The 2,653-nt window shown below is 73.2% G+C and carries 3 protein-coding genes; 2 read left to right on the forward strand and 1 reads right to left on the reverse strand.

Annotation, left to right across the window (positions count from 1 at the left end):
- A partial coding sequence (locus VFF46_RS37915; protein WP_325042104.1) for a response regulator transcription factor occupies positions 1–665 on the reverse strand: 665 nt, incomplete at its 3' end.
- 123 nt (positions 666–788) lie between these two features.
- Between VFF46_RS37915 and VFF46_RS37920 the strand changes: the two genes are divergently transcribed.
- Together VFF46_RS37920 and VFF46_RS37925 are read left to right on the forward strand one after the other, a co-directional pair.
- Complete coding sequence (locus VFF46_RS37920; RefSeq protein ID WP_325042105.1) at positions 789–1,439, forward strand: glycosyltransferase family 2 protein; 651 nt, start codon at positions 789–791, stop codon at positions 1,437–1,439.
- A partial coding sequence (locus VFF46_RS37925) for a DUF2064 domain-containing protein (protein ID WP_325042106.1) occupies positions 1,436–2,653 on the forward strand: 1,218 nt, incomplete at its 3' end. The genes VFF46_RS37920 and VFF46_RS37925, both read left to right, overlap by 4 nt.

Consider the following 2,653-nt stretch of genomic DNA (forward strand, 5'->3'; position numbering starts at 1 on the left):
CGCGGCACGGTCAGCACCAGCTTCGGGTCCGACGGATCGGCCTCGATCTTCTCGCGCAATCGCCGTACGTGCACCGTGACCGTCGACGAGTCGCCGAAGTCCCAGCCCCAGACGCGCCGGAGCAGCTCGGCCTTCGTGTACGCCTTGCCGGCGTGCGACACCAGGTACGCGAGCAGGTCGAACTCGCGGTGCGTCAGCGACAGCTCGTCCTCGCCGAGGTACGCGCGCCGCGCCGCGGTGTCGACCGTGACCGGTCCGGCGCTGAGCTTCGTCGGCGTCAGGTCGAGCCCGGCCAGCCGCTCCTCGCGCCGTACCATCGCCTGCACCCGCAGCGTCAGCTCCCGCGGGCTGAACGGCTTCACCACGTAGTCGTCGGCGCCGACCTCGAGGCCGACCAGCCGGTCCTCCTCCTCGCCGCGCGCGGACAGCATGATCACCGCGGCACCGTCGTCGGCGGCGCGCATCCGGCGCAGCACCTCCAGGCCGGACAGGCCGGGGAGCATCACGTCCAGGACCACGACGGACGGCTTCCACTGCTGCCAGACCTCGACCGCGGACAGGCCGTCCGCGACCACGCGGGCGTCGTACCCGGCCTTGGTCAGGTACGCCGAGACGACATTGGACACGGTCGGGTCGTCGTCGACGACGAGCACACGAGTAGCCACGTCCCCGAGCGTAGATCCTCCGGCCCGCGCACTGCCGCACCAGGAGCGCAACGCAGTACGCCGTAAGCGACCCGTAGCCGGGTTGTGGCCCCGGCGGCGCGGGTTCTTCCCTACCGTCGAAGCATGCCCGTCGATCTCGTCCTGCCGTGCCTGAACGAGGCGGCCGCCCTGCCCTGGATCCTCGAACGGCTCCCGGACGGCGTCCGCGCGATCGTGGTCGACAACGGCTCCACCGACGACTCGGCCGCCGTCGCCGCGCGGCTGGGCGCGACCGTCGTTGCCTGCGACATCAAGGGGTACGGCGCCGCGTGTCACGCCGGGCTGGAGGCGGCGTCGGCGGACGTGGTCGCGGTGATGGACGCGGACGCCTCGCTCGATCCGCGGCAGCTGGTGCGGGTGACCGCGCCGGTCGAGAGCGGGCGCGCGGACCTGGTCCTCGGGCGGCGGCGTCCCGTGTCGCGGAACGCGTGGCCGTGGCATCTGCGGCTCGCGAACGCGGAGCTGTCGCGGCGGATCCGGCGGCGTACCGGAGTTTCGCTGCACGATCTCGGGCCGATGCGGGCGGCCCGTCGGACGGCGCTGCTCGGGCTGGAGCTGACGGATCGGCGGTCCGGGTATCCGTTGGAGACCGTGGTGCTCGCGGCCGACGCCGGGTGGCGGATCGCGGAGGTGGATGTCGACTACCTGCCGCGCTCGGGACGGTCGAAGGTCACCGGTACGCCGCTCGGCGCCGCGCGCGCCGTACTGGACATGTCGAAAGTGCTCGCCCGGTGAAGGGCACCGTGATCGTGATTGCGAAGGAGCCTGTCGCCGGGCGGGTGAAGACGCGGTTGCAGACCGAGTTCACGCCGCGGGAGGCGGCTGCGTTGGCGCGGGCGTCGTTGGTCGACACGCTGAGCGCCGTACGGGCGACGGGCGCGCGGGGGGTGATCTCGCTGGAGGGGTCGCCGGGGTCGTGGCTGCCCGGTGGGTTCGAGGTGGTGGCGCAGCGCGGGGACGGGCTGGCGGAGCGGATCGCTGCGGCGTTTGAGGACGCGTACGACGGTTCGCCGATGCTGCTGGTCGGGATGGACACGCCGCAGGTGGTGCCGGAGCTGCTCGGGTTCGAGTGGGGCGGGTACGACGCGGTGCTCGGGCTGACGGAGGACGGCGGGTACTGGTGCCTCGGCCTGCGTACGCCGGACCGCCGCGCGCTGGCCGGCGTACCGATGTCGACCGAGCACACCGGGCGGGATCAGCTGCGGCGGTTGCGGGCGCTGGGGTTGCGGGTCGGGATGCTGCCGACGCTGCGGGACATGGACACGCCCCGGGACGCGGCGTACCTGGCGGCCGAGTTCCCGGGGTTGCGGGTGTCGCGGTTGTACGCGCGGTTGCTGCACTCGGCGCATCCCGGGTTGCTGTTCGAGCAGGCGTTGGATGGTACGGCGCGGGTCGTTGCCACGGGCATCGATGGGCGGAAGGTGCCGTCGCTGTCGGAGCTGGAGCGGTGGTCGGCGCCGGCGGACGAGGTGGATCGGCTAGCGCTGAGCCGGTGCGAGGGGCCGGTGCTGGACATCGGGTGCGGGCCCGGGCGGATCGTGACGGCGCTGGCGGAGCGTGGGATTCCGGCGCTCGGGGTGGACGTGTCGCCGCGGGCGGTGTCGCTGACCACGTCGCGCGGGGCGGCGGCGCTGCATCGCCCGGTGCAGGAGCCGCTGCCGGGCGAGGGCCGCTGGGGCAGCGTCGTACTGATGGACGGCAACATCGGCATCGGCGGCGACCCCGCCGACCTGCTCCGCCGCTGCGCCGAACTCGTCCGCCCCGACGGCCTCGTCCTGGTCGAGGTGGACCCCGACGACGACCTCGACGACAGCACCCCGATCGTCCTGCACACCTCCACGGGCCGCCGCTCCACCCCGTTGCCCTGGGCAAGAGTAGGCACCCACACCCTCCTTCGCCACGCCCGTTCGACCGCCCTCCACCCCACCGAAGACTGGCGCACCCCCCAC

The sequence above is a fragment of the Kribbella sp. genome (genome assembly GCF_035655035.1).
Classification (GTDB): domain Bacteria; phylum Actinomycetota; class Actinomycetes; order Propionibacteriales; family Kribbellaceae; genus Kribbella.

Coding starts and splice junctions, on each gene's coding strand:
- VFF46_RS37920 (WP_325042105.1), top strand. CDS start 789: ATGCCCGTCGATCTCGTCCTGCCGTGCCTGAACGAGGCGGCCGCCCTG.